The sequence below is a fragment of the Oricola nitratireducens genome (genome assembly GCF_014904745.1).
GTDB lineage: Bacteria > Pseudomonadota > Alphaproteobacteria > Rhizobiales > Rhizobiaceae > Oricola > Oricola nitratireducens.
On sequence record NZ_JACZCS010000023.1, the window covers coordinates 130941 to 153194 of the forward strand.

A 22254-nucleotide genomic window follows, 5' to 3' on the forward strand; every position below is an offset into this window, starting at 1 on the left:
AGATGCGCCTGTTTCAGTGAAATGTCACGAAAATCTCGATTTTTCGAGCGTGAAATCGTGTCGATTTGTTGCGGCGCGGAAACGCGAGGTGTAAATTTGTAAAATATTTACAAAAAGGCGCGCTCCGAGGCCGGAGCGCGCCCATCGAACGTCTTGTCGGCCGGAATCAGCCGGCGAGGGTGGCGAATTCTTCCGGAGACAGGTCGCCGGAACCGTCGGCGTCGGCGGCCTGGAAGGCTTCGTCGGTCATATCCGGCATGGCCGCCTTGGCTTCGTCCATCGACACCGTACCGGAACCGTCGGCATCGACGGCGGCAAAATCGGCGGCGAGAGCCAGAGTGGAGGTGGCAGCGAGGGCGGCAGCGGCAAATAGAAGTTTCTTCATGGTGACATATCCCTTTCCCGTTTACATCGCCGTGGCGATTGCCGCGGCGAAGCCAAATCGTGTCGACCAATTGTGGCGCGTACTTGGAGCAAATTTGGCGAGAATTAGGGCGGTCTTTCCAGAAAACCTTTAATTTTCAATTTGTTGTGCGAGTCTCACACACGATTTCCAACGGAAATTCGGCAGGAGTTACCGGTTGCGGGGCACAAAACCGCTCAGGCGGCCAGAGCGCCGGCGCGATCATCGATGAATTCGCGCAGTTCGGCGAGGTCGAAGCCGGCGGCCGCCGCACGGTCCAGTACGGTTTCCGCACCGAGACGGGCAGCCGAGGCCTGGGCCCAGAGGATCGAGGACCGGTTGCCGGTGCGGCAATAAAAGAGGATCGGGCCGGGCAGGTCGGCGATCAGGCGCGTCTGGGTGTCGACCGGGGCATCCTCGGTGACGTCGTAATTGGTGACCGGCGCATGATGAAAGGCGAGACCGTGGCGGCGCGCGGCGGCTTCGGCCTGCGCGCTATGCAACTGGTCGTCGGCTTCGCCGTCCGGACGGTTGTTGACCACGGACCGGATGCCGCGGGCGGCGATTTCGGCGAAATCGGCTTCCGTCAACTGGGAGGCGACGAAGACGTTCTTTTCGAGCTGGACAATCCGGGCCATCGGGCCGCCTTTCAGATCAATCATGCCCGACGCATAACGCAGACCGGGCTTTGGCCCATTATGGCGGGCCCTTTCCCTGGCGGATAACTCTGGAAAACCCATTATCGGAACGGCAGGGAAAATCCTTTTCGCCGTCCGGCCATTCCATGGAACAGGAATCCGCAGGATCGCGGCGCAACCATCGCGCTCAATCGGCGGCGCCTGCAATTTCCGTTGCGTAAATGATTACGAACTTCCGGGATAGTCTCGTTCCCGGGGTCATCGAGGGGAGGGGAAACCGCGCAATGATCACGATCGAGCCCGGGCGGGCAATTTGAGCGGCGGCATCAGCCGGGCAGGCCGCCTGCTCCGGGTTATCGCCGTATTCGGATGGCTCGTCCTGGCCCCCGGGCTCGGAATGGCTGCGATATTCGGCGAGAACAATCTCGATGACGCTTCGCGCGGAGAAGGCCGTTTCGATGTCCCTATTCCCGACAACTGCGCGTTGCGCGAGAAGCTAGGTTATGAAACGCCGGCCGCGGGCCGGATCGCGAAGATCGACCGTGCCGGGTTCAAGACCTATCTGGCCACCGGCGAGACGCTCATCCGCGACGACGTCATCATTTCGGCGGCACATATCGTCATGCGCGATGGCCGGGAGAGATTGCAGCGCGACGAAAGGCTCGTCTTCGAAGTCCTCGAACCGGCCGGCGGACAATGCATCCTGCAGAGCTATCCGATCATTGGTTTCAAGGCGTTCACAGACGATCCGGCCAATCCGATGTGCGCGCATCTCGATGTCGCCCTGTTCCGGCTGGGTGGCCATGTTCGTAGCTACCGACCGCTGGATCTTGCCTCTCCCGAACTTGTCGAGGAGTTCCGCTCGGGACAGAAGACCGCGATCAAGATCGGCTTCGCAAACCATCCGTCCGTCGATTTCGGGCGCTACTGGTCCATCGTCTCGGCCCGCGCCTATCCGGCGGAACGGCACGATCCGTCCTGCCGCAATCCGGACCTGTTCGCGCATGACGGCGACAGCTGGAACGGCGAAAGCGGCGCGTCATTCCGGATCGACGGCAAGCTCGTCGGTATTCACTTGCGCGGATATGCCGGGGAATATGCCGAATTCTCCACCGCGCGGGCCAATATCGGAGCGCTGCTGAGTGACGGGCTGCGGGCGGACATCAACGCCTATGTCGCGGCACTCGACGAAAGCGGAGAAGACTGAACGAGACAATCGCCGCTGGCCGCCGACCCGGTTTGACGGAGGGGAAGGATTGCCGCATAGAGCGCGGCGATCCGATCCGTCCCTATTGCCTGCGTACCCATGAAGCCTTTCCTCATTTTGCAGCTCAGACCCGAAGCGGAAGCGTCCGACGATGAATTCCGCGCGATGCTCGCCAAGGGCGGACTCGACGAGAGCCGGGTGCGCCGTGTGCGGCTGGAGCGCGAGGAACTGCCCGAACTCGACCTTGCCGATTATGCCGGCGTGATCGTCGGTGGCGGGCCGGGCTGCGTCAGCGATCCGGAAGACCGGAAATCGCCGATCGAGAAACATATCGAGGACGAGGTGATGTCGCTGATGCCGGCGATCACGACGAATGACGTGCCGTTTCTCGGGTGCTGCTACGGCATCGGCATCCTGGCGCATCATCTCGGCGCGCCGGTTTCAAAGGCGCGTTTTGGCGAGCCGGTCTCGGTCGTGCGCGCGCGGGTGACCGAAGCCGGGCGGGCCGATCCGGTGCTGGCCGGGATCGACGGGCCGTTCGACGCTTTTGTCGGTCACAAGGAGGCGGTGCAGGCATTGCCCGACGGCTGCGTGCATCTCGTTTCGGGCGACGCGTGTCCGTTCCAGATGATCCGCTACGGCGAAAATGTCTATGCGACCCAGTTCCACCCGGAAGCCGATGGCGATGTCTTCGCGCTCAGGATCCGCATCTACCGCGACAAGGGCTATTTCGCGCCGGAAGACGCCGAGCACCTGACGGCGGCGGCGCGGCGGGGCAACCCGGAGGCGGGCGCGAAAATCCTGAAGAATTTCGTCGAGCGCTACGGCTAGCGCCCGCTACCGCGTTACCCCGGCACCGATCTGCGCGGCTGGCGCCAGCCGGCGCGTCACCGAGCGCCGTGCGCCGGCGAAGCGCTGGGTTCCCGTTGCGCCATGGCCGAAGCTCAGCGACAGGATGCCGATCATGATCGCCGTGACGAAGACGGAGGCCGAGAAGCCGGCGAAGCCGAGCGCCATTTGCCGGTTCTTGACGCGGGCGCGGGCGATCAGCTCGGCGCCGGTGGTGGGCCATGCCATGGCGGCCGAGTTGGACGGCGTCCAGCGGGTGCGCGCCGCCTCGATCTTTTCTTCGTGGCGGCCAAGCGTGTGAATGACGACGATGATCGCAATCAGGCACATCATCGAGGACGGAATCCAGATCAGCACGCCGCCGAGCTGCTCGTCGGCGAGCGGCGGCATGCCGAACAACCGGCCTTCGAGGTCGTAGGCGTGATAGAGCACCATCGGCTTCAGCGTCGTCGCCGCGCCGATGAGGATGTTGGCGATGATCGCGATCCACAGCATCATCAGCCGGATGCCGAAGCGGATGCCCTTCGGCGCCACGCGGCTGTCGAAAATCCGCGCCCAGAACAGGAGGCCGGCCGCCAGCATGGTGACATGCATCGTGTAATGCAGCCCGTCGTCGAGCAGCGCGGCATCGTGGATGGACGGCACCTCCCAGACATAGAGCGAGGCGATGAAGAGCGCGGTCGCGACGACGGGATTGCCGAGGACGCCGAAGAACCCGCGGAAACCGCGGTCGGAGAGCAGCGGCACCAGGACATTCGCGCGCGCCCATCGCGGCAGGCCGGCGACCAGCATGGCGGCGGGCAAGGACCAGGCGATCAGCAGCGGGCCGATGACCCGCAGCAGCATGTGCTGGATCTGGTGCATGGAAAACAATCGCTCGGCGATCGGGTCAACGGGCGACTGCAACGCCAGGAACACCGTCGCCACGCCGCCGATGAAGGCGGCGCTGCGCGCGGCCTGCGCGCCGTGCAGGGTTGTCCGGCGACGCCACATGCCGGCGCCATAGACCGCCAGGACGAGGAGGGTCGCGATCACGATGTCGGGGGTCAGCCGCCATGCCTGCCACGCGTCATCGGCATCGATTTCCCCACCGCCATGGGCGAGGGCCGGATGAGTGAACAGGACAAGGGCGACGGCGGGAAGAATTGCTTTTCGTAGAAACGCCATGCGCCCTTCATGCCCCTCGATGTATCTCTGTGCAACCCGTTGGATCGTCGCAGGCTCACGGCGGAAGACGCGGGCGTGGTCAGGCCTTGCCGCCGGCGACGCGGCCCTTAGGACGGTACTTGTCCATCACGGCGTCGAGCCTTGCATTGGTGATCGCCGGATTGGCCTCGCGCAGGCAGGGTAGCAGCACCGCCTTGTTGGCCCGTTCGCGCGCAGCGGAAGCGCGGGTGCCCTGCGGCGCCGGATCGACGTTGGAGAAGCAGGCGGCGAATTGCTCCTGCGTGACGCCGAGATCGGCGGCGATCCTGGCGACCGGGCGGCGCGGATCGTTCTTCAGCGGCGCGGGACCTTGCGCGAGCGCGGTGGTCGCCGCGACGCCGGCGGCGGTAACGGCGATGGCCAACAGATAGAATCGCATCGGGTCCTCCGGTGTATCCGAGACGGTGCGAAGATGGAGGCAGAACCGTGAAATCCCAAGTTACAAAACTGCAAGCTACATGAACTTTTCGTAAGGTTGCGCCGCCGGGATGCGGCGGACGGCCGTTTCCGCATCGCATCAGGGTTGCCGCGCCCGGCGCCGCGACCTAGTTTCGTTGCCATGTTAACTGCCGCTCCGGCGCCGTGACCGGCCCGCGGCGGCAGGCGCCCTTCAGCCGCGGATTTCCTCCCCGCGTCACGCCGAAAAACCGGAGCCGCAGAATTGCTTCACAGACCGCAAGCCGTGCCCGCCTCGGACGGTCTCGACGCGCCGCAACGCTACTGGGCGTGGCTGGCGATCCTGCTGACGGTGACGCTCGCCGTGCTCGACGGCACCATCGCGACCGTGGCGCTGCCGTCGATCGCCGCCGATTTCGGCGCCAGCCCGTCGGCCTCGATCTGGATCGTCAACGGCTACCAGCTCGCCGTCGTCGTCTCGCTGCTGCCGATCGCATCACTGGGCGAGATCCTCGGCTACCGGCGCGTCTATCTCGCCGGCGTCGCGCTGTTCACCGCCGCGTCGCTGGCCTGCATGCTGTCGACCTCGCTGCCGGCGCTGTCGGCGGCGCGCGTCATGCAGGGCTTCGGCGGGGCGGGCGTGATGAGCGTCAACACTGCGCTGATCCGCTATGTCGTGCCGAAGGCGAAGTTCGGCACCGCGCTCGGCATCAACGCGCTGATCGTCGCCTGCGCCGCGACCGCCGGCCCGGCGATCGCCGGCTTCATGCTGACCTGGTTCGCATGGCCCTGGCTGTTCGCGATCAACGTGCCGCTCGGCGTCCTGGCCATCGCCATCGGCTTCTTCAACCTGCCGATGAGCGACCGCGCCCAGCGCCGCTTCGACTGGGTGAGCGCGCTTCTCTCGGCGATGACCATCGGCCTGATGGTGGCGACCATCGATACGCTCGGCCACGGCGCGCGGGCGGCATGGGTCGCCGCCGGGATCGCCGGCATGGCCGCCGCCGCGACGCTGCTGGTGCGCCGCGCGATGCGGGTCGCCGAGCCGCTGCTGCCGCTCGACCTGTTGCGCCTGCCGGTCTTCGCCATGTCGATCGGCACCTCGATCTCGTCGTTCACGGCGCAGATGCTGGCCTTCGTGTCGCTGCCGTTTGCCTTCCAGACGATCATGGGCTTCTCGCCGGCCGAGGTCGGCATGCTGATGATGCCCTGGCCGCTGGCCACCGGCTTTTCCGCGCCGCTGGCCGGCCGGCTCGCCGACCGGTATTCGCCGGCGATCCTCGGCGGCATCGGGCTTGCGGCGATGGCGGCCGGGCTGGCGGCGCTGATGGCCCTGCCGGAGCATCCCTCGATCCCCGACGTCGCCTGGCGCATGCTCTTGTGCGGCGCGGGCTTCGGCTTCTTCCAGACGCCGAACAACCGCACGCTGATCACGTCGGCGCCGAAGGAGCGCAGCGGTTCGGCGAGCGGCATGCTGTCGACCGCGCGGCTGACCGGCCAGACCACCGGCGCGGCGCTCGCCTCGCTGCTGCTGGCGCGGTTCGGCATCACCGGCGCGGTGACGGCGCTCGGCGTCGCCTCGGGCTTCGCGGCGCTGGCGGCGGCGGTGAGCCTCGCGCGGATCGGGTTCTTCAGGACGCACGAGGCGAAGTAGCTGTGGATTTTACCTCCCCCTTGTGGGGAGGTCGGCGAGTGGCTCGCGCAGCGAGACAGAGCCGGGTGGGGGTAAGAACCTCCATCGAGGAGACTTGTTACCCTCACCCGGATCAGCTGCGCCGTCCGCTGCGCGGCCGCCTTGCTTCTCCTGCCTCCCCACAAGGGGGAGGCGAAGCGCGCGGCATCGGCTCCGCGAGCCCCTTTGGCCCCGGCCTTAAGCTCCTCGCCGTGCTCGTCGCTGCCGGGTCCCCGACCCCTCACGACGTATCGTCCCGCTGCGCGTCATGCGCCAGCGCGTGACACTCGCGCAGGATATCGTCGATCTCGTGGACCGGCCGCTTGCGGTGGCCGGGCGGGCGGCCGGGGCGCATGGGGTGAAAGCGTCTTGTGCGGTTGAGGCCGAGATCGCGCCTGGCTTTCCAGCGGGCGAGGCGTCTGGCGTGGCCGTCGAGATTGTCCAACGCGCGTTTCAGCCCGGCGAGCCGGCGGCAGAGAGGCGCGGCGTCGATCTCGTCATCGGGCGAGGGGAGCCAGTTGTCGGGGATCGGGCGCGGCTCGGAAACGCCGATGACGCAGATGCGGGGGAAGGATTTCGCGCGGCGGCGGCGCGGGCGGAATTCGAAGCGCTTGCGCGGATCGAGCAACGGTAATGAAAAGGTTCGAGCCTGAACGGCGGGCTTCACGGAATGGGTCCTCGGGTCGAGCCCGAGGATGACGGAGCGAGGGGGCTTGCTTGTTGTTGTTGTGGTGGTTGTGGATGTTGTGGATGTTGTGGTGGCCTGTTTGTGGCGCGCCGGCGCCACCACAACAACAAGGTCGCGGGCGGCGATCACGACCAGGCGGCGGACGGCGGATTCGGCCGCACGGAGAATGCGCAGGATGTGATTGTGGAGATGGCGGGGCAAAGTCGTGACGGGCTCCCGCTCACCCAGTCCGGCCATGGCGAACAGCGCCGCGAGAATGCGCAGAAGCGCGTCGCGGTTGCGGGCAATCGCCCTGTCCCAGTTGATCGTGCTTGCTTGCGCGTTCGTCATTCGGGCAAGGGTAACGGAAGGCGGGGGAGCGGTGGACAAGATCATGCCGGGAATTTGGCGATTGGCCGCCGGGGCTATGGAAACGCGCGGATTTCTAGTGGTCGCTTCGCGACGACCCCCACCCTGTATCCCTCCCCACAAGGGGGAGGGAAGACATCCACTCCATCACTTCCATTCGCACCATCGAGTCATGCGTAGGCTGGATGCCAGCGACCTCCCTCCCCCTTGTGGGGAGGGATACAGGGTGGGGGTAGCGATGTTTCCCGTTGCGCGTTCCTGCGCATGCGAGTCAGCGCGCGTAGATGCCAGTCTTCAGGCCCGCGCGTCCCGTCGGCCGGTCTCTACTGGTAGAGCGCTTTCTTGCACTTCTTGCCGATTTTCTTGTTGGCGACCACGCGCGAGGTGCAGCGGTATTTCTCGTTGGTGGAAAATCCCAGCTTGGTCAGCGTCGGGATCAAGGCGACCGCGATGATCGCGGCGATCAATCCGTAGGCGATAGCGGTCGTGCCGTCCTCGTTGCGCGCCGCCCTGGCGCCGAAAAGGAAGGCCCTGCGGCTCATGGTCTTCGCGGATCGATCCATCACATTCCCCAATTCCGGTTCGAGTCATTCGAACGTCAGGGGATCGTCATACGCTGGCGGTGTTCAGATATGTTTAAGCAGCGGCGGCCGATTTCACAGGCGGGGATTAGGGAAATGGCAAGGGGGGACGTCACGCGCCTCGCCGCTAGGGAATCTGACACCCGCTCAGGCGCCGTTGGACCAGACAAGGTTGGCGGCGAGGCGGCCGCCCACGCGGCCCGTTGGCCGATCCCTACTGGTTGAGCGCCTTCTTGCACTTCCTGCCGATTTTCTTGTCGCCGACCACGCGCGCGGTGCAACGGTATTTCTCGTTGGTGGAAAATCCCAGCTTGGTCAGCGTCGGGATCAAGGCGACCACGATGTCGGTGCTGCCGCGCGCCGGAAAGCCGGCCTTTTCCCTTCGACCGCAGTTTTACGAGACGTTATGAAGGGCGGAGAACAGGAGAGATTATATGAGGCACTTTTAATCGGACCGAATATGGATGAACCTTAACTATCGAACAAATTCCAAAGTCGAAAAATCCGTGAAGGCAAAGCTTATGTCGCGAGATCAGGAAGTTATCGAATCGGCGTGGCGCGCTATGGAATAATCCTTGAAAGATATCGATAGAAAGGTCACGGAAAAACACTTCCAAGCAGTTGGTTTTGGGAGACCAGGTAGCAAAGCTGAATTTAATTCTATCCAAGACATTTGCATTGATGGTTTTAGAGAGGCCGCTGAAATCGGCGGGGCGCATATTTTCGAATACGATGCGCCTAACGCTTCAGCATACCTTGAATCGTACGATTCCCTTCTGCAAAATCTAATATCAAGAGTTTTGGAGATCTTTAGGTTTAGCGGAGGGTTCTCTTCTATTTCGGAGTTCGCGGATCGGGCAGAGTTTCTTGAATTCCGGCTTTCGCTCAATCGTGAGAAAGACAATGCGATTTCTGATTTTAAATTATCTGCTAGTAAGCCGAGCTCTAGTCTGACACATGGATTGGGTGATCATGAACTCAAGATTGCGATACTGCGTATTTTCCTCGGCGCAGAAAAAACGAACCGAAATAATGTGATTGGTCGTTCCTATCAGGACGGCCCACTAGAAAAAATGCTTAATCGCAAGTTCACACCTGAAGAACGATTTCAGGCAGACCAATGTATCGATGCGTTAGTACGTGACGGTTTTCTAATGCCGACGATGTCTGATCTCGCAGCGCCCAAGGACTGGCTAACCATCACAGAATTGGGACAAGAAGCCTTGAAGCGTGGGGCGCCGGATGAACTGGATGCAGCTCTGATGGAACTCGGCTCTCATTTGGTGGAACTCAGAAGCGGAGCATGGTCAGCGTCATTATCTTCATCGCCAGATGCGGCGCGTCAAGCTGCGCATTCTGCGAGGGAGCTTATCATCCAAACTTTAGATGCAGTCGCTCCGATAGAAAAAATTACAGCTGAACCGGGATTTCAACCTGCGAAGGAAAGCACGAGCGGCGTGACGCGAAAAATGCGGTTTAGGTACGCTCTAAAAAATAGAAAGTCTGGAGATTCGAAAAACGATGCGGAGATTTTGGAAAATGCCGCAGCGCTTCTTGAGTCAATGCATAAGAAGATGAGTGGCCTTGCCCATCAGCGCGGAGCGATTGCTGAGCGTCATATCAAGACATATTTGCAGACGACAGAAATGGCCCTCGCTCTTCTGCTTCTATAGCCCTCACTGCTAATGACGTAGGTAGATTTAATAAAAATATTTCACACCCTCTCCACGAACCCGTCCAGAACCCTTTTCTGCCCGGCCTTGTCGAAATCGACGGTGAGCTTATTGCCTTCAACATTCACCACGTTGCCGTTGCCGAATTTGAGGTGGAAGACGCGGTCGCCGACTTCGAAATCCGACGGGGTGTCGGAGACGGACTTGGCGACGAGTTCGCCCTCGATGACGCGGCCCTTCACGCTCTTTCGCCCGGCGCCGTAGCCGGAATCGGTCTCGCCGTAGCCGATGCGTTCGACCGCGTGGCCGGAGCGCGCGCCCCAGTTTTTCGAGGTTGCCTCGGAGCGGTTGGCGCGGGCGCGCTGCCAGCCGGGCGACGAGCGGTTGGAGGAAAAGGCGTCGGCATTGTCGAAGCGCGAGGCGCCATAGGAGCCGTAGCCGCCATAGTTGGATGACGGCTCGGCGACGTCGCAATGGACGGCGGGGAGTTCGTCGAGGAAGCGCGACGGCACGGTCGACTGCCACAAGCCGTGAATGCGGCGGTTGGAGACGAACCAGATGTGGCAATGGCGCTTGGCGCGCGTCAGGCCGACATAGGCGAGGCGGCGTTCTTCTTCCAAACCCGAACGACCTCCCTCGTCGAGGGCGCGCTGGTGCGGAAACAGGCCTTCCTCCCAGCCGGGCAGGAAGACGGTCTGGAATTCCAGCCCCTTGGCGGCGTGCAGCGTCATGATGGAGACGGCGTCCATGTCCTCGTTCTGCTCGGCGTCCATGACGAGGGCGACATGTTCGAGGAAGGAGCGCAGGCTCTCGTATTCCTCCATGTTGTTGACGAGTTCCTTGAGGTTTTCCAGGCGCCCCGGCGCCTCGGCCGAGCGGTCGTTCTGCCACATCGCGGTGTAGCCGCTCTCGTCGAGGATCTCCTCGGCGAGCTGGGCGTGCGGCGAGTTTTCCAGCCGCTGCTGCCAGCGGGCGAAATTCTCGACCAGTTCGCGCAAGGCGGCGCGCGGCTTCGGCTTCATCTCCTCGGTCTGGACGATCTCGCCGGCCGCCTCCAGCATCGGGATGTTTCGCGCGCGGGCATAGTCGTGGAGCATGCGCACCGAGGCGTCGCCGAGGCCGCGCTTCGGCGTGTTGACGATGCGCTCGAAGGCGAGATCGTCGGCCGGCTGGGCGACGACGCGGAAATAGGCCATGGCGTCGCGGATCTCCATGCGCTCGTAGAAGCGCGGGCCGCCGATGACGCGGTAGTTGAGGCCGAGCGTGACGAAACGATCCTCGAATTCGCGCATCTGGAAGGAGGCGCGGACCAAGATGGCCATGTCGTTGAGGGCGTGGCCGCCGCGCTGCGCCTGCTCGATCTCCTCGCCGACGGCGCGGGCTTCCTCCTCGGAATCCCAGGCGGCGTGGACCTGCACGCGTGAGTGGTCGGGATCGGCCATCTCGGTGAACAGCGTCTTGCCGAGCCGGCCCTCATTGTGGGCGATCAGATGCGAGGCGGCGCCGAGAATGTGTTCGGTCGAGCGGTAGTTGCGCTCCAGCCTGATGACGGTGGCGCCGGGAAAATCCTTCTCGAAGCGCAGGATGTTGTCGACCTCGGCGCCACGCCAGCCGTAAATACTCTGATCATCATCTCCGACGCAGCAAATATTGACTGTGTTTTCGCTCACGGGCCGTTCCGCGCCTTGCGGCGCTGGCCCTCCGCGGGGGCCTCGCAAAGGCTCGGACGGGCGGTCGCCCTTGCCGCCTTCGGCGGGGGCGGGCGCGCCGGAAGCATCGAAGGGAGCGGGCGCTTCGGCCAATCCGCCGGATTTGGTTTTGGGCCGCTGCGCCAGCAGGCGCAGCCACATATATTGCGCGGTGTTGGTGTCCTGGTACTCGTCGACCAGGATGTATTTGAACTTGGCGTGATACTCGGCCAGCACGTCCGGGTTGTCGCGCAGGATCCGGATCGGGTGGCACAGAAGATCGCCGAAGTCGCAGGCGTTCAGCGTCCTGAGGCGGTCCTGATAGGCGGAAAACAGTTCGCGGCCCTTTCCATTCGCGAAAGCGCGGGCGTCGCCCTCGGGGATGTCCTTCGGGCCCCAGCCCTTGTTCTTCCAGCCGTCGATCATCTGGGCGAAGGTGCGCGGCGTCCAGCGCTTGTCGTCGAGGCCCTCGGCCTGGATGACCTGCTTGATCAGGCGGATCTGGTCGTCGGTGTCGAGGATGGTGAAATCGGACCTGAGGCCCGCCAGTTCGGCGTGGCGGCGCAGGATCTTCACCCCGATGGAGTGGAAGGTCCCGAGCCAGGGCATGCCCTCGACCGCCTCGCCGACCAGCATGCCGATACGCTCCTTCATCTCGCGGGCGGCCTTGTTGGTGAAGGTGACGGCGAGGATCTGCGACGGCCAGGCGAGGCCGAGCGACAATATATGGGCGATGCGGGTGGTCAGGACGCGGGTCTTGCCGGTGCCGGCGCCGGCGAGCACGAGCACCGGACCCTCGGTCGTCTCGACGGCGCGGCGCTGCTCCGCGTTGAGGCCCTCGAGATAGTCGGGCCGCCGGGGCTGCCGGGCGGCCATGGCGCGCGCGGCGATGCCCGATGCCGCCGGGGCAGGGCGGGATGGCTCGTCGCCGAAGGGGATGTCGTCGAAAGGATCGCTCATTGACAGGGAATGTAGTGATTCGGCGGAAGAAAGCCAGCAATCCGGGCGTTTATCCCGCCAAACGATCCCGAAATGTTCTAGTCTTCCGCCCAGAGCCGGAGCAGGTTGTTTTGCACCTTGAGCAGTCGGTCGAGCGTGGCGCGCGACGCGCCCTCCTGCCGCGACGCGGCGATGACGTTGTCGAGCTCGAACAGGATGTCGCGCTGTTCGGCGCCGCGCACGAGGCTGCGCACCCAGCCGACGACCACGAGGCGCTCGCCGGACGTGACGGGGGCGACGCGGTGCAGCGTCGTCGAGGGATAGACGAAGGCGGAGCCGGCGGCCTCCTTGACCGAAACGTTGCCGCCCGGCGCCTCGATCTCCAGTTCGCCGCCCCGATAAGCGTCCGGGGCGGAGATGAACAGGGTGAAGGAGAGGTCGGTGCGCCTGCCGTCCATCAGCGCGTCGTCGACATGCATGCCGTATTCCATGGCCTCGCGGTAGCGCGACACCATCAGCCTGACGAAATCGCGCGGGCGGGCAAAGGCCGCAAAGACGGGGTTGGCGCGCAGCGCCGCCTCGACCTTGGCGGTGATGGCGGCGGCTGCCTTCGCGTCGAGCTGCTGGTTGCGCTTGACGTCTTTCGCCTGCCAGCCGGCGGTCTTCGCGCCGTCGGCGAAACCGGCCTCGGCCTCGGCGAGCGTCTCCGCGATGGCGTCGACCTCGGCCTCGCTCAGGATGTTCTCGATCGTCAGCATGCGCCGCCTTTCTTCGCGAATGGTTCCGGTTCTTAAAGTTGACATTTCCGGTTGAGTTAACTCTTAGCCGATGATAGCGAATTTCGGCAATACGGACTTCGAGTTGCGAGGCGACCATGAAGAAAACGATCAGAAAGCTCGCGGTGCTGGGCACGGCGGTGGCGGCGACGACCGCGGCGCAGGCGGGCCCGCTTGTCGGCAACAATTTCCCGGGCAAGACTTTCCACGATACGAGCGCGATCGCCGGAGCGTTGGCGCCGCTGATCCTGGCGGCCGGTTCGGGCGGCGAGGCCGGCGAGGGCGTCGGCACGGGGGTCGACGAAGACCTGGCGTTTCATATCGGGGTCGGCGAGATCGCCGGCAAGATGATCGCCGCGGCGGCGCTCTACGAACAGGGCCAGGCCGCGGCGGCGAAGGGCCACCTGGTGCGCCCGTCCGACGACATCTACACGGCGCTCAAGCCGATGCTGACCGAGTTCAACATGCCGGGCTTTGCCGCGGAACTGACAGCGCTGGCCGACGCGATCGACCAAGGCGCGCCGGCCGATGAGGTGAAATCGAAGCTTGCGGCGCTGACCGCCGCCACGCAGGAAAACGGCGCGCCGGAAGCGCCGCGCGAACTGGCGCTGACCATCGTGCACCTGGTGCGCAATGCCGGCGGCGACTATGCGAATGGCGTGACGGACGGCAAGGTGACGGACGCGCATGAATACCAGGACGCCTGGGGCTACGTGCAGGCGGCGAAGCGGCTGCTTGGCGGCGCGCCCGACTTCATGCGCGAGGAATATGGCAAGGAGTTCGAGAAGATCTCCGCCTATCTGGACGGGCTGGACAGCGCGTGGCCGGACCTCACCGGCGAAAAGCCCGCCGGGACCGAGTCCTCCGTCATCGCCGGAACGGCGGCGCGCATCGAACTGGTGTCGCTGCGGATGGATTGAGTACCGTTCGCGCGGAGCGGCCGGGCTTGCGCGGCAATTGCTCGACAGGACAGGCAGCCGTGACAGGGGCGAAGCATGTATCGCGCATTCTTTCGATCGATGGCGGCGGCCGTCCTGCTTTTGGTCCTCACCGGCTGCACCGGCATTTCCTACTATGCGCAGTCCCTGAACGGCCATATCCGCATGATCTCGGCTCGCCAGAAGGTCGAAAGGCTCATCGACGATCCTTCCGAGCCGAGCGCATTGCGCGCGCAGCTGGAACTGGCAAGCGACATCCGCCGCTTCGCAACCGGTGAACTCGCGCTGCCGGACAACAACAGCTATCGCGTCTATGTCGACACCCACCGGGATTTCGTCACATGGGCCGTCTTCGCGGCGCCCGAATTCTCGCTGAACGCACGCAGCTGGTGCTTTCCGCTCTACGGATGCGTGCCCTATCGGGGCTATTTTTCCCGCGAGGCGGCATCCCGGTTCGCCGCCGGGATCGAACGGCAAGGCCTGGACGTCTACATATCGGGCGTTACCGCCTATTCGACGCTCGGATTGTTCAGCGACCCGCTGCTCAACACGATGCTCCGCCATGATGAAACCTACCTCGCCGGACTGGTGTTTCACGAACTTGCCCACCAGCGCTTCTATGTGCGTGGCGACACCGCATTCAACGAGGCCTTCGCCGTCGCCGTCGAGACGACCGGTGTGAAGAAGTGGCTGAGGCGGAGGCACGAGACCGCAGCGTTACGGCGTTACGAAGCCGGCCGGAAGCGCGAGGCCGATTTTCTCGCGCTCGTGGCCGAGGCGCGAAACGAGTTGAAGGCCGTCTATGGCGGTTCGGGCGACGCAGAGCAAAAACGGGTGGCGAAAGAAGCCGTCATCGAAAATCTGCGGCTGCGGTATCGGCGTCTAAGGGACGGCCGCTGGGGCGGATATGACGGGTACGATGCCTGGTTCGATAGCCCGATCAACAACGCGAAGCTCGCGGCGACCGGCTTCTACAACGATCTGGCGCCGGCTTTCGTGCATCTGCTGGACGTCTGCTCGGGCGACTATCCGGATTTCTACGCGGCGGTCGCGCGCCTTGGCGCGCTGGACAGGGACAAGCGCCACGATGCGCTGAAGGCGGCGAAGAGCTGCGATTGACGGGGCGGCTGCGACCCGCCGGCCGCGCCATCCCTGTCCATCGGCCGCCGCGCGGTCAATCCCTGCCGTATCTCGTATACATCCATTGAACGCCGAACTCGCTTGCGCAAATCGCCGGATTGGTCAGCAGCATCTCGTCGATCAACTCGTGCCTTTCTTCCCGGCTTTGTGGAGGGTTCGGCTTGCCGGACCGTGACGGTTCGGACCCGGCGCGACGGCCAAGAAGCATGTCGACATAGTCCCGAATTCGCGGAGAAAGCGTCAGCGATGTCATTTTTCCGATCCTGTCCCGGGTTGCTTCGCTGTCGCCGAGGGTAAGCCGCCGCGATTCAGGCTGGAACATTCCCAAACGTTGTGCTGATCTTCAAAAATGAAGAACGATTTTCAGAACTGGTCCGACGTCAGGGTCTTTCTGGCCGTGTTCAGGAAGGGGTCGACGCTTGCGGCCTCGCACGCGCTCGGAGTCGCGCAGCCAACCGTCGCGCGCCGAATCGAGGCATTGGAGCACCAGCTCGGGCTGATCCTTTTCGAGCGAGACAATCGCGGGTTCCGGCCAACCGAAGCCGCCCGGTCGCTGCTGCCGCATGCAGAAGTGCTGGAGGCAGCAGCGTCAGAACTGGCGAAGAACGCAGACAGCCTGTCGCGTCCGCGTCCCATCCGGATAACCGCGTTCTCGGCCAATTTTTCGCCGCGCGTGACGCAGGTTTTCAGCGAATTCTCCACACTGCATCCGGAGGTGCGGTTCGAGTTCCTGCCGGGCGTCAAAACGCTCGATCTTTCGGCAGGCGAAGCCGATATCGCATTGCGCATAACGGCAAGCGAACCGGATCAAAACCTTATTTGCAGGAAAATCAGCACGGCGCGTTTCACGCTTTACGGCGCGCCGGCCTATGCGAAGAAACACGGCCTGCCGCGGTCCCCCGAAGAAATGCAGGGTCATTCGTTCGTGACTTTCGAGCGCACCGGCATGCACTTTCAATTTCGCGAATGGCTGCTGCGACAAATTTCGCCGGAGCAGATCGTCATGTCGTTCAGCGAGATCGAATTGATGGACGCCGCCATAAGGGCCGGGCACGGTCTTGGCGTCATGAACCTGAAGCTGGCCGAAGCCGATGAGAGAGCCGGAACGCTGATACGCTGCTTCGAGCCGCCCGAGGAGATGTCGGCGCAGCACATGATCCTCATCTCGCCGGACGCCTATCGGCGGCCGGAAGTGAAGGCGTTCACGAAATTTTTCGGCCCGCGCTACGCGGCGATTTTCCGATAGCGGCTCCGCCCGCTCGCGGGCGAAAAGCGCGCCGGAACCGGTTCCTCCGTCATCGCCGGAATTGATGTGGGCATCGGGCAGGCGTTTTCCCGGACGGATTGAACCGGACGGCTTTCGGCCGCCCGGTTCCTGCCGCGACGTCGGGGATCACTGCGCCGGAGCGGCGGGCGGTTCCTCCCCGGGAACGGCCGGGGTCGCCGGCGGAAGCGCGCCCGTCACGCCCGTATCCGTGCCGCCGATGCCCTGCATGTCCTGCTGGCGCCGCTCGGCGGCCGCCTGGGCCTCCTTCGTCACGAATTCCGGAGCGGATTCCAGCTGGTCGCGGGTGGTGTCGAGCGTCACCCTCATGTCGCCGGCTTCCGGATTTTCCGTGATGGTCAGCGCGCTGAAACGGACGCCGACATTCTTCTCGCCGATGCCGAGAAACCCGCCGACGCCGATGATGACGCCCTCGAGCTTGCCGTCGGCCGAGACGACGAGATCGTTGATATCGCCGAGCGTTTCGTCCTGGCTGTCGGTGACCGTGTGGCCGACCAGCTTGGTCGAGCGATACTGGTTGTCCGCCTCGTAGACGAAGAAGATGTCGCTGCCGGTTTCGGCCTGTCCCGTCACGGTATTCCCGGTGTCCATGGAGCCGCCATCCATTGTTCCGTCAACGGTGGCAGTTGCTCCGTCGTCGCCGGGCACGATGATGGCCGGCTTGTCCGCTGTCCTGCGCGAAAACCGGGGCCATCGGGGCCATGATCAGGGCGAGGGTCGCGGTCGAAGTCAAAAGCTTGCGTTTCATGACAGTCTCCTCTTTTCGCGGCGTCGCACGTGGCGCGCCATCGAACGGAAAACGGCGGCGGACCGGCACCGGTTCCCGAGCGCGGGAACAAACCGGTTTTCTCCCCGACACAGATCGTGATGGAACCGTTTTCAGCGATTTCCCGGATGACGCCGCCCGGCGAAGTCCCTAGATTGGCCGTCTGGAATTCGTCACCACCGGGAGGACATGATGGAAGGCACGATCTATGGCGAAGGGCTCGACCGCAACGCGGCCAATTACCAGCCGCTGACGCCGCTGAAGCACCTGCAGCGCGCAGCCGGGATATTCCCGGACCATGTCGCCATCATCCACGGATCGCTGCGCCGGACCTATGCCGATTTCTACGCCCGCTCGCGCAAGCTCGCCTCGGCGCTGGAAAAGGCCGGCGTCAAGCGCGGCGAGACGGTGGCGGCGATGCTGTCGAACACGCCGGCGATGCTGGAGGCCCATCACGGCGTGCCGATGGCCGGCGCGGTGCTGCTGTCGCTCAACACGCGTCTCGACGCCGACATCATCGCCTTCCAGCTCGACCATGGCGAGGCCAAGGTGGTGATCGTCGACCGCGAGTTTTCCGCCGTGATGGCCTCGGCGCTGAAGCGGGCGGAGGCCAATCCGCTGGTGATCAATTACGACGATCCGGACTATCCCGACGACGCGCCGTTCCCCAAGGGCGAGATGCTGGGCGTCATCGAATACGAGGATTTCATCGCCGACGGCGACCCGGATTACGCGTGGGCGATGCCGCAGGACGAGTGGGACGCGATCTCGCTCAACTACACGTCGGGGACGACCGGCAACCCGAAGGGCGTCGTCTACCACCATCGCGGCGCGGCGCTGATGGGCTATGCCAACGTCATTGCGTCCGGCATGACCAAGCACCCGGTCTATCTGTGGACGCTGCCGATGTTCCACTGCAACGGCTGGTGCTTTCCGTGGACGCTCGCGGTGCAGGCGGGCACGCATGTGTGTCTGAGATGGGTGCGCGCCAACGCGATGTATGACGCGATCGCCGACCACGGGGTGACGCACTTATGCGGGGCCCCGATCGTCATGTCGACGCTGATCAACGCGCCGGACGACGAGAAGCGCGAATTTCCGCAGACGGTGACCTTCAACACCGCCGCCGCGCCGCCGCCGGAAAGCGTGCTCGCCGGCATGGCCGATGCCGGTTTCGAGGTGACGCATCTCTACGGGCTGACCGAGACCTACGGGCCGGCGGTGGTCAACGAGTGGCACGCGCAGTGGAACCTGCTCGACGGGCCGCACAAGGCGGCGCAGAAGGCGCGCCAGGGCGTGCGCTACACGGCGCTGGAGGACGTCACCGTGATGGACCCGGAGACGATGCAAAAGGTGCCCGCCGACGGCGAGACGATGGGCGAGGTGATGTTCCGCGGCAATATCGTCATGAAGGGCTACCTCAAGAACCCGTCGGCGACCGACGAGGCGTTTCGCGGCGGCTGGTTCCATTCCGGGGATCTCGGCGTGATGCACGAGGACGGCTATATCCAGCTGAAGGACCGCTCCAAGGACATCATCATCTCCGGCGGCGAGAACATCTCGTCGATCGAGGTTGAGGACGCGATCTACAAGCACCCCGCCGTCGCGGCGGTGGCGGTGGTGGCGCGGCCCGACGACAAATGGGGCGAAACGCCCTGCGCCTTCATCGAACTGAAGCCCGGCAAGGCGGCGAGCGCCGACGAGATCATCGAGCACTGCCGCGCCCTGATCGCGCGGTTCAAATGCCCGCGCCACGTGGTGTTCACGGAACTGCCGAAGACCTCGACGGGCAAGGTGCAGAAATATGTGCTGCGGGAGCACGCGAAAGGAGTCTGAATGCCCCTCGCCGCGATTGCGGCTCGAGCTTGAAACGCTTAACGACAGCTGTCATAAATATAGCGACAATTGACGTTTCGAGAGGCTGTCATGATTGAAGCAACACCCATCGAGCAAGATGTCGTGCGAACATTTGACCTTCTTGGCGGGAAGGCGACGATTTCCACGCCTGTGCGGAACAGCATGGAAGCTCATGATCTTTTGATGACGGGGCTGCCGGTTTTGGCCCTGTTGCACCTCATTGAACGGATCGATTTGCCAAGCGCGGAAAGTGGATTCGAGAAGGCGATCGGGATCAGCTTGAGAACGCTGCAGCGGCGAAGAAAGGACGCGGCGACCAATCTCAGCGTCGAGCAGGGCAACAGGACCTGGAAATTCGCCGAAATTCTCGGACGAGCGACGGAGGTGTTCGGCTCCAAGGAGGAGGCGGAAGCCTGGATGACGCGCCCGGCAATCGGTCTAGACCAGCGCAAGCCGTTGGATCTGATGGCGACAACCGCCGGCGTCGAGGCGGTGGAGGACTATCTTACCCGCATCGAATTCGGGGTTTATACGTGACGCCTTTGCCGCCGCCGCTTGGGACAGGGGAAATCCGGTTCTGGCGGCTCGATGACCAGGTTCACGCGCAGACCTGGGACAGCGGCGAAGGCAGCTTCCGCGTCGGTGGGCGTTGGAACTCTCCGGGCGTTCGCGCGGTCTATGCTTCACTCGATCCTTCCACGGCGATACTGGAGGTCGCCGTTCACAAGACTTTCCGCGTCCTCGATACGAAACCGCATGTCATGACGTCAGCGCGTATAACGGATCCGGGCACGATCCATGTTGTGAAACCGGTGCACGTGCCCAATCCCAATTGGCTTGCGCCGTGCCCTCCGAACACGAATCAACAGAAGTTCGGCGACAATCTCCTGGCTCACTATCGGTTCATCCTGATCCCAAGCGCGGTTTCTCCGCACAGCTGGAACCTCATCTTTAATTCGACAAAACCCTCAAGCGACTACAAAGACGTGAAACAGGAACGCTTCGCGCTGGATCCGAGGTTGCAGGACTGACAGTGTGGCGGACGGCTTGGTCGAAAAGGTTCTTTTGACCGCCCCAGCATGAATGTGCGGAAATTTGGGGCGTAGCGGCGATCTGCAGAAGCGCGACGACAAGGATAGGAGTTCATCGATGAGCGGCACACATACCGGTTCCTGCCTTTGCGGCGCTGTCACCTTCGAGATTACGGGCGACTTCGACAAGTTCTTCCTGTGCCATTGCAGCCGCTGCCGGAAGTTTTCCGGGACGGCGCATGCGTCGAACCTGTTTTCCTCCGACGCGCGGATCACCTGGCTGTCCGGGGAGGACAAGGTGAAGCCCTTCGAGGTGCCCGGCACGCGGTTTTCGAAGAACTTCTGCGCGGAGTGCGGCTCGCCGCTGCCGCGCCAGCGCGGCGAGGGCGTGATGGTGCCGGCCGGATGCCTCGACACCCCGGTCGAGATCAAGCCTGACGCGCATATCTTCTTTGCCGACAGGGCGAACTGGGACGAGCACCTGGAGGATGTGGAGACGTTCGATCAGCGGCCAGGGTGAGGGGGCAGGTTCCGGCCACCCCTCATCCCGCACCGCACAATCCGTCTTGCCACCCCGCGCCGACGGGTATAGGAACCCGCTCGAAATCGGCCCCGGCCGTCGTCGGCAGGGGAGCGCGTCGTGTCCGTTCTGCCTCGAACAGCGGACCGGCGTTTCCTGAAATCCCGGTTCTTTTCGGAAGGCGGGCATTGAACACACGGGTCCTGCGCTTCTCGGCTCACGTCAACGGGGTGTTCCTGATGACGCTCGCCACCGTGATGCTGCTTCCGGCCATCGTCGATCTGTCGACCGACGCGCGCGACGCCGACGCGTTTCTCGCCTCGGCCGCCCTGACCGCGGGAATCGGCGCGCTGCTGTTCACGGCCTTTCGCAAACCGGGCTTCGTCTCCATCGACCGGCGCACGGGCTATGTGATCACCGTTTCCTCCTGGCTCTCCGTCAGTTTCTTCGGCTCCCTGCCGCTGGTCTTTTCCTCGCTGCATCCGTCGCTCGCCGATGCGATGTTCGAGACCGTGTCCGGCCTGACGACGACCGGCGCGACCGCGTTTTCCGGGCTCGACGCGATGCCGCCGGGCATCCTGCTCTGGCGCTCGCTGTTACAGTGGATCGGCGGCGTCGGAATCGTCGGGATGGCGATCGCGATGCTGCCGATGATGCGTGTCGGCGGGATGCAGCTGTTCAAGCTCGAATCGTCGGACGTCTCCGGCAAGGCGTTCCCGAAAGTGACCCAGCTGGCGCAGGCGATCGGGACGGCCTATGTCGGGCTGACCTTCGCCTGCACGGCCGGCCTGCTGATGACCGGCATGAACTTTTTCGACGCCATCAACCACGCGATGACGACGATCGCGACCGGCGGCTTCTCGACCCGGGACGCGTCGGTCGGCTACTACCACTCGGTCGGCATCGAGGTGGTTCTCACGGTGTTCATGGCGCTGAGCGCGCTGCCGCTGATCTTCTACGCGAAGCTCCTGATGCGGGGCCGGCAGGCCGTTCTCGAGGACGAGCAGATCGCCGGATTTCTCAAGATCCTGGCCGTGGCGATTCTCGCCGCCACCGCCTGGAACGTCACGCAGGGGATGGCTCCCTTGCGGGCGCTGCGCGAATCCGCCTTCAACGTCACGTCGATCCTGACCGACACGGGCTTTTCCACCACCGACTTCTCCCGCTGGGGCAGTTTCGCGGTCGGGCTGTTCTTCCTGCTGTTCTTCATCGGCGGCTGCGCCGGCTCGACGGCGGGCGCGGTGAAGATCTTCCGCTGGCAGATCCTGTTCGCCAGCGCCCGGGCGCATCTCAAGACGGCGCTGTCGCCCAGCCGCGTCGTCGTGCTCAAATACCAGGATCGCATCGTCGACGCCGACACGCTCGGCGCTGTCCGCAATTTCCTGTTCATCTATCTCGCCACCTTCGTCTTCCTGTCGCTTCTGGTCATGGCGACCGGTCTCGACTTCCTGTCGAGTACGTCGGCGATCGCCCAGGCGATGGCGAATGCGGGACCCGGCCTCGGTCCGGTCGTCGGGCCGGCGTCGAATTTCGGCGGGGTTCCCGACGTCGCGAAGTGGCTGATCATGGCCGCGATGATCCTCGGCCGGCTGGAGCTTGCGACCGTCTATGTGGTGCTGCTGCCGGAATTCTGGCTGATCTAGCGCCGCCGCA

At 63.9% G+C, this 22254-nt stretch carries 24 protein-coding genes; 12 read left to right on the forward strand and 12 right to left on the reverse strand.

The features are described from left to right. Nucleotides 1-166 precede the first annotated feature (166 nt). The gene (locus IG169_RS12440; RefSeq protein ID WP_193176530.1) at nt 167-385 is read right to left on the reverse strand and encodes an EF-hand domain-containing protein; all 219 of its coding nucleotides are present in this window, start codon (nt 383-385) and stop codon (nt 167-169) included. Between the two features lie 215 nt (nt 386-600). Next, a complete protein-coding gene (locus tag IG169_RS12445) occupies nt 601-1065 on the reverse strand; it encodes a protein tyrosine phosphatase family protein (RefSeq protein WP_193176531.1) in 465 nt (154 codons plus the stop codon). 373 nt (nt 1066-1438) lie between these two features. On the opposite strand from IG169_RS12445, the gene IG169_RS12450 reads away from it, so the two are divergent. Together IG169_RS12450 and IG169_RS12455 are read left to right on the forward strand one after the other, a co-directional pair. Then, the gene (locus IG169_RS12450; RefSeq protein ID WP_193176532.1) at nt 1439-2248 is read left to right on the forward strand and encodes a trypsin-like peptidase domain-containing protein; all 810 of its coding nucleotides are present in this window, start codon (nt 1439-1441) and stop codon (nt 2246-2248) included. Nucleotides 2249-2347: 99 nt separating this feature from the next. After that, nucleotides 2348-3079, forward strand: coding sequence for a glutamine amidotransferase (locus IG169_RS12455; RefSeq protein WP_193176533.1), 732 nt, complete (start codon nt 2348-2350; stop codon nt 3077-3079). Between the two features lie 6 nt (nt 3080-3085). Here IG169_RS12455 and IG169_RS12460 read toward each other — a convergent pair whose 3' ends face one another. Both IG169_RS12460 and IG169_RS12465 read right to left on the reverse strand, forming a co-directional pair. Continuing rightward, nucleotides 3086-4264 (reverse strand): cytochrome c oxidase assembly protein, encoded by a 1179-nt coding sequence (locus tag IG169_RS12460; protein WP_193176534.1) that lies wholly within the window; start codon nt 4262-4264, stop codon nt 3086-3088. A gap of 79 nt (nt 4265-4343) precedes the next feature. After that, nucleotides 4344-4682: a hypothetical protein gene (locus tag IG169_RS12465; RefSeq protein ID WP_193176535.1), complete on the reverse strand. Its 339-nt coding sequence runs from the start codon at nt 4680-4682 to the stop codon at nt 4344-4346. A 282-nt stretch (nt 4683-4964) separates the two neighbouring features. Between IG169_RS12465 and IG169_RS12470 the strand changes: the two genes are divergently transcribed. Further along, nucleotides 4965-6353: an MFS transporter gene (locus IG169_RS12470; RefSeq protein WP_246717340.1), complete on the forward strand. Its 1389-nt coding sequence runs from the start codon at nt 4965-4967 to the stop codon at nt 6351-6353. 259 nt (nt 6354-6612) lie between these two features. Here IG169_RS12470 and IG169_RS12475 read toward each other — a convergent pair whose 3' ends face one another. From IG169_RS12475 to IG169_RS24220, 3 genes are all read right to left on the reverse strand, one after another. Continuing rightward, nucleotides 6613-7389, reverse strand: a complete 777-nt coding sequence (locus IG169_RS12475) for a hypothetical protein (protein WP_210325984.1) — start codon at nt 7387-7389, stop codon at nt 6613-6615. 341 nt (nt 7390-7730) lie between these two features. After that, nucleotides 7731-7970 carry a Flp family type IVb pilin gene (locus IG169_RS12480; RefSeq protein ID WP_343225646.1) on the reverse strand — a complete coding sequence of 80 codons (240 nt, stop codon included), beginning with the start codon at nt 7968-7970 and terminating at the stop codon, nt 7731-7733. A 232-nt stretch (nt 7971-8202) separates the two neighbouring features. After that, nucleotides 8203-8328: a hypothetical protein gene (locus IG169_RS24220; RefSeq protein WP_281435919.1), complete on the reverse strand. Its 126-nt coding sequence runs from the start codon at nt 8326-8328 to the stop codon at nt 8203-8205. Between the two features lie 235 nt (nt 8329-8563). On the opposite strand from IG169_RS24220, the gene IG169_RS12485 reads away from it, so the two are divergent. Next, nucleotides 8564-9661, forward strand: coding sequence for a pPIWI-associating nuclease domain-containing protein (locus tag IG169_RS12485; RefSeq protein WP_193176536.1), 1098 nt, complete (start codon nt 8564-8566; stop codon nt 9659-9661). A 41-nt stretch (nt 9662-9702) separates the two neighbouring features. Here IG169_RS12485 and IG169_RS12490 read toward each other — a convergent pair whose 3' ends face one another. Together IG169_RS12490 and IG169_RS12495 are read right to left on the reverse strand one after the other, a co-directional pair. Next, nucleotides 9703-12309 carry an ATP-dependent helicase gene (locus tag IG169_RS12490; RefSeq protein ID WP_193176537.1) on the reverse strand — a complete coding sequence of 869 codons (2607 nt, stop codon included), beginning with the start codon at nt 12307-12309 and terminating at the stop codon, nt 9703-9705. Nucleotides 12310-12386: 77 nt separating this feature from the next. Continuing rightward, nucleotides 12387-13046: a Fe2+-dependent dioxygenase gene (locus IG169_RS12495; RefSeq protein WP_193176538.1), complete on the reverse strand. Its 660-nt coding sequence runs from the start codon at nt 13044-13046 to the stop codon at nt 12387-12389. 116 nt (nt 13047-13162) lie between these two features. On the opposite strand from IG169_RS12495, the gene IG169_RS12500 reads away from it, so the two are divergent. Together IG169_RS12500 and IG169_RS12505 are read left to right on the forward strand one after the other, a co-directional pair. Further along, nucleotides 13163-13984 carry a hypothetical protein gene (locus IG169_RS12500; protein ID WP_193176539.1) on the forward strand — a complete coding sequence of 274 codons (822 nt, stop codon included), beginning with the start codon at nt 13163-13165 and terminating at the stop codon, nt 13982-13984. A 75-nt stretch (nt 13985-14059) separates the two neighbouring features. Beyond that, complete coding sequence (locus tag IG169_RS12505) at nt 14060-15121, forward strand: aminopeptidase (RefSeq protein ID WP_193176540.1); 1062 nt, start codon at nt 14060-14062, stop codon at nt 15119-15121. 55 nt (nt 15122-15176) lie between these two features. Here the strand turns inward: IG169_RS12505 and IG169_RS12510 are convergent, their stop codons facing one another. Next, nucleotides 15177-15395 (reverse strand): hypothetical protein, encoded by a 219-nt coding sequence (locus IG169_RS12510; protein WP_193176541.1) that lies wholly within the window; start codon nt 15393-15395, stop codon nt 15177-15179. 96 nt (nt 15396-15491) lie between these two features. Here IG169_RS12510 and IG169_RS12515 point away from each other — a divergent pair, with 96 nt between their 5' ends. Continuing rightward, nucleotides 15492-16388, forward strand: coding sequence for a LysR family transcriptional regulator (locus tag IG169_RS12515; protein ID WP_193176542.1), 897 nt, complete (start codon nt 15492-15494; stop codon nt 16386-16388). Nucleotides 16389-16535: 147 nt separating this feature from the next. Here the strand turns inward: IG169_RS12515 and IG169_RS12520 are convergent, their stop codons facing one another. Both IG169_RS12520 and IG169_RS24225 read right to left on the reverse strand, forming a co-directional pair. Further along, on the reverse strand, nt 16536-17018 hold the full coding sequence (locus IG169_RS12520) for a PRC-barrel domain-containing protein (RefSeq protein ID WP_193176543.1): 483 nt from the start codon (nt 17016-17018) through the stop codon (nt 16536-16538). A gap of 22 nt (nt 17019-17040) precedes the next feature. After that, nucleotides 17041-17175, reverse strand: coding sequence for a hypothetical protein (locus IG169_RS24225; protein WP_281435921.1), 135 nt, complete (start codon nt 17173-17175; stop codon nt 17041-17043). A gap of 207 nt (nt 17176-17382) precedes the next feature. On the opposite strand from IG169_RS24225, the gene IG169_RS12525 reads away from it, so the two are divergent. From IG169_RS12525 to IG169_RS12545, 5 genes are all read left to right on the forward strand, one after another. Next, on the forward strand, nt 17383-19029 hold the full coding sequence (locus IG169_RS12525) for an acyl-CoA synthetase (RefSeq protein ID WP_246717341.1): 1647 nt from the start codon (nt 17383-17385) through the stop codon (nt 19027-19029). Between the two features lie 90 nt (nt 19030-19119). Beyond that, nucleotides 19120-19587, forward strand: coding sequence for a type II RES/Xre toxin-antitoxin system antitoxin (gene parS, locus IG169_RS12530; RefSeq protein ID WP_193176544.1), 468 nt, complete (start codon nt 19120-19122; stop codon nt 19585-19587). Then, nucleotides 19584-20081: a type II RES/Xre toxin-antitoxin system toxin gene (locus IG169_RS12535; RefSeq protein ID WP_193176545.1), complete on the forward strand. Its 498-nt coding sequence runs from the start codon at nt 19584-19586 to the stop codon at nt 20079-20081. Before parS ends, IG169_RS12535 begins: the two co-directional genes overlap by 4 nt. Before the next feature lie 118 nt (nt 20082-20199). Further along, nucleotides 20200-20601 (forward strand): GFA family protein, encoded by a 402-nt coding sequence (locus tag IG169_RS12540; protein WP_193176546.1) that lies wholly within the window; start codon nt 20200-20202, stop codon nt 20599-20601. 188 nt (nt 20602-20789) lie between these two features. Next, on the forward strand, nt 20790-22244 hold the full coding sequence (locus tag IG169_RS12545) for a TrkH family potassium uptake protein (protein WP_210325985.1): 1455 nt from the start codon (nt 20790-20792) through the stop codon (nt 22242-22244). Nucleotides 22245-22254 lie beyond the last annotated feature (10 nt).

Bases quoted from the DNA above. Each gene is read 5' to 3' on its own strand.
- IG169_RS12440 (WP_193176530.1), bottom strand. From the start codon at position 385: ATGAAGAAACTTCTATTTGCCGCTGCCGCCCTCGCTGCCACCTCCACT.
- IG169_RS12445 (WP_193176531.1), bottom strand. From the start codon at position 1,065: ATGATTGATCTGAAAGGCGGCCCGATGGCCCGGATTGTCCAGCTCGAA.
- IG169_RS12450 (WP_193176532.1), top strand. From the start codon at position 1,439: ATGGCTGCGATATTCGGCGAGAACAATCTCGATGACGCTTCGCGCGGA.
- IG169_RS12455 (WP_193176533.1), top strand. From the start codon at position 2,348: ATGAAGCCTTTCCTCATTTTGCAGCTCAGACCCGAAGCGGAAGCGTCC.
- IG169_RS12460 (WP_193176534.1), bottom strand. From the start codon at position 4,264: ATGGCGTTTCTACGAAAAGCAATTCTTCCCGCCGTCGCCCTTGTCCTG.
- IG169_RS12465 (WP_193176535.1), bottom strand. From the start codon at position 4,682: ATGCGATTCTATCTGTTGGCCATCGCCGTTACCGCCGCCGGCGTCGCG.
- IG169_RS12475 (WP_210325984.1), bottom strand. From the start codon at position 7,389: ATGACGAACGCGCAAGCAAGCACGATCAACTGGGACAGGGCGATTGCC.
- IG169_RS12480 (WP_343225646.1), bottom strand. From the start codon at position 7,970: ATGGATCGATCCGCGAAGACCATGAGCCGCAGGGCCTTCCTTTTCGGC.
- IG169_RS12490 (WP_193176537.1), bottom strand. From the start codon at position 12,309: ATGAGCGATCCTTTCGACGACATCCCCTTCGGCGACGAGCCATCCCGC.
- IG169_RS12495 (WP_193176538.1), bottom strand. From the start codon at position 13,046: ATGCTGACGATCGAGAACATCCTGAGCGAGGCCGAGGTCGACGCCATC.
- IG169_RS12500 (WP_193176539.1), top strand. From the start codon at position 13,163: ATGAAGAAAACGATCAGAAAGCTCGCGGTGCTGGGCACGGCGGTGGCG.
- IG169_RS12505 (WP_193176540.1), top strand. From the start codon at position 14,060: ATGTATCGCGCATTCTTTCGATCGATGGCGGCGGCCGTCCTGCTTTTG.
- IG169_RS12510 (WP_193176541.1), bottom strand. From the start codon at position 15,395: ATGACATCGCTGACGCTTTCTCCGCGAATTCGGGACTATGTCGACATG.
- IG169_RS12515 (WP_193176542.1), top strand. From the start codon at position 15,492: ATGAAGAACGATTTTCAGAACTGGTCCGACGTCAGGGTCTTTCTGGCC.
- IG169_RS12520 (WP_193176543.1), bottom strand. From the start codon at position 17,018: ATGGACACCGGGAATACCGTGACGGGACAGGCCGAAACCGGCAGCGAC.
- IG169_RS24225 (WP_281435921.1), bottom strand. From the start codon at position 17,175: ATGAAACGCAAGCTTTTGACTTCGACCGCGACCCTCGCCCTGATCATG.
- IG169_RS12525 (WP_246717341.1), top strand. From the start codon at position 17,383: ATGATGGAAGGCACGATCTATGGCGAAGGGCTCGACCGCAACGCGGCC.
- parS (WP_193176544.1), top strand. From the start codon at position 19,120: ATGATTGAAGCAACACCCATCGAGCAAGATGTCGTGCGAACATTTGAC.
- IG169_RS12540 (WP_193176546.1), top strand. From the start codon at position 20,200: ATGAGCGGCACACATACCGGTTCCTGCCTTTGCGGCGCTGTCACCTTC.